Annotated in this window: 5 protein-coding genes; 4 read left to right on the forward strand and 1 reads right to left on the reverse strand. The window is 74.7% G+C overall.

The genetic code is table 11. The features are described 5' to 3' along the window. The 3 genes from ABD308_RS17005 to coaE form a co-directional block, all read left to right on the forward strand. Positions 1 to 2,175 (forward strand): MMPL family transporter (locus ABD308_RS17005; protein WP_344335163.1); only part of this gene is annotated, 2,175 nt, incomplete at its 5' end. 25 nt (positions 2,176 to 2,200) lie between these two features. Then, positions 2,201 to 2,842: an MBL fold metallo-hydrolase gene (locus ABD308_RS17010; protein ID WP_344335165.1), complete on the forward strand. Its 642-nt coding sequence runs from the start codon at positions 2,201 to 2,203 to the stop codon at positions 2,840 to 2,842. 58 nt (positions 2,843 to 2,900) lie between these two features. Further along, positions 2,901 to 3,494 (forward strand): dephospho-CoA kinase, encoded by a 594-nt coding sequence (gene coaE / locus ABD308_RS17015; RefSeq protein ID WP_344335168.1) that lies wholly within the window; start codon positions 2,901 to 2,903, stop codon positions 3,492 to 3,494. Here the strand turns inward: coaE and ABD308_RS17020 are convergent. Continuing rightward, positions 3,478 to 4,218, reverse strand: a complete 741-nt coding sequence (locus ABD308_RS17020; protein WP_344335171.1) for a CTP synthase C-terminal region-related (seleno)protein — start codon at positions 4,216 to 4,218, stop codon at positions 3,478 to 3,480. The genes coaE and ABD308_RS17020 overlap by 17 nt on opposite strands. Before the next feature lie 77 nt (positions 4,219 to 4,295). On the opposite strand from ABD308_RS17020, the gene ABD308_RS17025 reads away from it, so the two are divergent. Then, positions 4,296 to 4,740: LysR family transcriptional regulator (locus tag ABD308_RS17025; protein ID WP_344335173.1), on the forward strand; the 445-nt coding region annotated here is incomplete at its 3' end.

Consider the following 4,740-nt stretch of genomic DNA (forward strand, 5'->3'; position numbering starts at 1 on the left):
CGCCTCGCCGCCCTCGGTCGGTTCTGCTACCGGCAGCGGCGCTGGGTGCTCGGCTTCTGGGCCGTCGTGCTGGTGATAGGCGTGCTGATCGGCGGGCGGGTCTTCGAGGGTTCGGTGGCCGGCGCCTCCTCCTCCGCCTCCGAGGCGGACCGCGGCAGCGCCGTCGTCACCGCGGCAGACCCGGCCAGGGGCACCGTCACCGCCGTGGTGGACGGCCGGCCGGTGGACGACGCGGCCGTCCGGGACGCCGTCACCCGGGCCACCGCCGAGATCGCCGCCCTCCCCGGGGTCTCCTCGGCCACCGACGCCTACGGCCCCGGCCCGGGCGCCGCCGCGCTCCGCTCGGCCGACGGCACCGCGAGTCTGGTCTCGGTGCGGATGGCCGACACCAGCACCTCCGCCCAGACCACCGCCGTCACCGAGCGGCTTTCCGCCATTCAGGCCGACGTCCGGGCCGACGGCGGCAAGGTGACCGTCGGCGGTGACCTGGTGCTGGAGGACGAGGTCAAGAAGCAGACCGAGAGGGACACCCGCTTCGGCGAGATCGTCACCCTGCCGCTCACCCTGATCGTCATGGTCCTGGTCTTCGGCGGCCTGGCCGCCGCGAGCCTGCCGGTGATCGGCGCCGTCGCCTCGGTCGGCGGCGCGCTGCTGGCCATGTTCGGCTTCAGCCGGATCATGGACATCGACACCAGCGTGCTGCCCATCGCCACCGTGCTCGGCCTCGGCCTGTCGATCGACTACGCGCTGCTCATGGTGAACCGTTTCCGCGAGGAACGCGGCCACGGCGCCACGATCGCCGCCGCCGTCGAGCGCACCGCCGCCACGGCCGGGCGCACCGTCGCCTTCTCCGGACTGACCGTGGCCGTCGCGCTCTCCGGCCTGTTCGTCTTCACCAGTCCGGTGCTCGCCGCCGTCTCGGCGGCCGGGGTGAGCGTCGTGGTGATCGCGGTCGCCGCCGCGCTCACCCTGATCCCCGCGCTGCTCGGCTTCGCCGGGAGCCGGATCAAGGCACCCACCGCGCCCGTCCCCGACGAGGGCTTCTTCAGCCGGACGGTGCGCCGGGTCGGCAAGCGGGCGGTGCCCGTGGCGCTCGCCTGCACCGCGCTGCTGGTCGCCGCCGGTGTGCCGTTCCTGCACGCCGACATGCGCAGCTCCGGCGCCGCCGTGCTGCCCGCCTCCTCGGCCGGCCGACAGGTCGCCGAGACCATCGACCAGCGCTTCCCGCAGGCCTCCGCCGCCCCGATCACGGTGGTGGTGGAGAGCGGCGCCGCCGTCGCCCAGGCCTACGCGGACGACGTGGTGGCCCAGCTGCCGGGCGTCAGCGGCGTGCGGGCCGTCACCCCGGTGAGCGACACGGTCTCCACCATTGACGTACTGGTGCACGGCGACCCGCAGGGCGGGCAGGCCAAGCAGGTCGTCAAGGAGCTGCGCGCCGACCGGGGCGGGCTCACCACCGAGGTGACCGGCGGAGCGGCCTCGGTCGTCGACTTCCAGGACGAACTGCGCACCCGCGGTCCGATCGCGCTCGGCCTGGTGGCCCTCGGCACGCTGATCCTGCTGTTCCTGATGACCGGCTCGGTGGTGATGCCGGTCAAGGCCCTGCTGATGAACCTGCTCTCGCTGGGTGCCTCGCTCGGCGCGCTCACCCTGGTCTTCCAGGACGGCTGGTTCAGCGGACTGCTCGGCTTCAGCCCCACCGGCGGCCTTGAGACCTTCATCCCGGTGCTGGTGTTCGCCTTCGCCTTCGGGCTGTCGATGGACTACGAGGTCTTCCTGCTCGCCCGGATCAAGGAGCTGCGGGACAAGGGCCACGGCTGCGTCCGGGCGGTGGAGCTGGGCGTCCAGCGCAGCGGGCGGATCATCACCTCGGCGGCGCTGCTGATGGTGATCGTCTTCGCCGGCTTCGCGCTCGGCGACATGCTGATGGTCAAGCAGATGGGCATCGCGCTGGCCGTCGCGGTGGCGGTCGACGCCACGCTGGTGCGCTGCCTGCTGGTGCCGGCCGCGATGAGCCTGTTCGGCGAGTTCAACTGGTGGGCGCCGGCTCCGCTGCGCCGGCTGCACGACCGGTTCGGGCTGAGCGAGCACGTCGAGCTGCCGGAGATCGGGGCGGCGGCGCTGCCGGCCCAGCGGCCCGCCCTGGAGAAGGAGCCGGTCGCCACCGCGCCGTAACGGTTCGGGAGTACCGTGCTGAGGCATGCGGATCACCAAGTTCGGACACGCCTGCGTACGCCTGGAGCACGCGGGGGCGACCGTCGTCGTCGACCCCGGGATGTTCACCGACCCCGCCGCCCTGGCGGGTGCGGACGCCGTGCTGATCACCCATGAGCACGCCGACCACTTCGAGGAGGCCCCGCTGCGGGCCGCGCTGGAGGCGGACCCGGCGCTGCGGGTGTGGACCAATACGGACGTCGCCCGGAAGCTGGAGGGGGTGGCCCGGCGGGTCACGGCGGTCGGCGAGGACGACGCCTTCGAGATCGGCGGGATCGGCGTCACGGTGCACGGCGAGTGGCACGCGGTGATCCACCCGGAGATCCCGCGGGTGCGCAACATCGGGTTCCTCTTCGACGGGCGGCTGTTCCACCCCGGGGACGCGCTGACCGTTCCGCCGCGGCCGGTGGACACCCTGCTGCTGCCGATCGCCGCGCCGTGGACCAAGGTCGCCGAACTGGTCGACTACGTCCGCGAGGCCGGGCCGAGGCAGGCCGTCCCGGTGCACGACGCGGTGCTCAGCCCGGCCGGCCTCGCCGTGCACACCCGGCTGGTGGGGCCCGGCGGGCCGGGCACCGGCGCGGAGCTGCGCACCCTGGGCGAGGGGGAGAGCCTCGACCTGGGGTGACGGGGTGGCGGGGTGACGGGGGTGACCGCGAGGTGAGGTGCGCCGGTAGCCTGGCGCCATGCTGAAGATCGGACTGACGGGCGGCATCGGCGCGGGCAAGAGCGAGGTGTCGCGGCTGCTCGCCGCGCACGGCGCGGTGATCGTGGACTCCGACGTGATCGCCCGCGAGGTGGTCGCCCCCGGCACGGCGGGTCTCAAGGCCGTGGTCGCCGAGTTCGGCGAGGGCGTGCTCGCGGCGGACGGCTCGCTGGACCGGCCCGCGCTCGGCGCGATCGTCTTCGCCGACCCGGCGCGGCTGCGGGCGCTGAACGCGATCGTGCACCCACTGGTCCGGGCGCGGTCCGCCGAGCTGGAGGCGGCGGCCGCGCCGGACGCGGTGGTGGTGCACGACGTCCCGCTGCTCGCCGAGAACGGGCTCGGGCCGCTGTACGACAAGGTGATCGTGGTCGACGCGGCGGACGAGGTGCGGGTCGAGCGGCTGGTCCGGCTGCGCGGCATGACCGAGCAGGAGGCCCGGGCCCGGATGGCGGCTCAGGCGAGCCGGGCCGACCGGCTGGCGATCGCCGATCTGGTGATCGACAACAGCGGCCCGCTGGAGCAGCTCGCGCCCAGGGTCGCCGAGGCGTGGGAGCGGCTCACCGCGTGCCGCTGAGGGCGCGGCCTTCGGCGCTCGCGCCGGTCGCGGCGGCGGCGAGGGCGCGGATGACCGGGTGGGCCCGGGTGCCGTCGCCGGCCAGCTCCGGCTGGAACAGCGTGGCCAGGAAGAACGGGTGGGCCTCGGTGGGAAGCTCCAGGATCCGCGGCTGCCCGGAGTCGTCCGCGCCGCTGAACCGCAGGCCGCCGGCCCGCAGCCGCTCCTGGTAGGCGTCGTTCAGCCCGTACGCGCAGTGGTAGCGCTCCACGGTGCGCGGCGCGCCGAGCACGCGTTCGGCCAGCGACCCGGGCGTCAGCCGGACGGCGCCCTCGTGCCCCACCAGGGAGCAGCTGAGCGGGACGATCACCAGCTCGGCCTCGCCGGGGTGGTTCTCGCCGTGGGCGGCGCCGCCGATGCCGCAGGCGTGGCGGGCGTACTCCAGCACCGCGTGCTGGAAGCCGGCGCAGGTGCCGAGGAAGGGGATGCGCCGTTCCCGGGCGGCGCGGACGGCGGCCACCGCGCCGTCCTCGCTGCGGTACGGGCTGCCGGGGAGCAGCCAGACGGCGTCGAAGCCGTCGAGCGCGCCGGGGTCGGCGGCGTCCTCGGTGGGGATCCAGTAGGCGTCCAGGACGAGCTGGTCGCGGTCGGCGAGCGCGTCGAGCAGGCCGGGGATCCGGGTGTGCGAGCGGACGGCGGTCGAGCGGTCGCCGACCAGGGCGAGGCGGGGGGCGGGATTCGTCATGCGGCTATCCTGACCGGCGGCGCGGCATCAGCGCCAACGATGATTCCTTACTCCTCGATCAGTGGACGTGATGGCTCATGGAGCCGCAGCAGTTGCGCACCTTCGTCGCCGTGGTCCGGCTGGGCTCGTTCTCGGAGGCGGCCCGGGAGCTGGGCTACACCCAGTCCGCGGTCTCCCAGCAGATCGCCGCGCTGGAGACGGACCTCGGCACGGCGGTGCTGCGCCGTCGCCCGGTCGGCCCGACCGAGGCGGGCGCGCGCCTGCTGGAGCACGCCTCCGCGCTGCTGCTGAGGATCGACGCGGCGCGCGCCGACATCGCGCGCCTGTCCGGAGCCGCGAGCGCCCGTCTCACCGTCGGGGTCACACCACTGGCGCTCGGGGTGGGCGTAGGGCGCGCGCTCGCCGAGGTGCGCCGGGGGTATCCGACGGTGGATCTGACGGTCCGGGTGCTCGCCCAGGACACCCTGCCCGCCGAGGTCGCCGCCGGAGCCGTCGACCTCGCGCTCGTCGACGGCCCGGCCG

It is taken from the genome of Kitasatospora putterlickiae (assembly GCF_039527695.1).
GTDB lineage: Bacteria > Actinomycetota > Actinomycetes > Streptomycetales > Streptomycetaceae > Kitasatospora > Kitasatospora putterlickiae.

Coding starts and splice junctions, on each gene's coding strand:
- ABD308_RS17010 (WP_344335165.1), top strand. CDS start 2,201: ATGCGGATCACCAAGTTCGGACACGCCTGCGTACGCCTGGAGCACGCG.
- coaE (WP_344335168.1), top strand. CDS start 2,901: ATGCTGAAGATCGGACTGACGGGCGGCATCGGCGCGGGCAAGAGCGAG.
- ABD308_RS17020 (WP_344335171.1), bottom strand. CDS start 4,218: ATGACGAATCCCGCCCCCCGCCTCGCCCTGGTCGGCGACCGCTCGACC.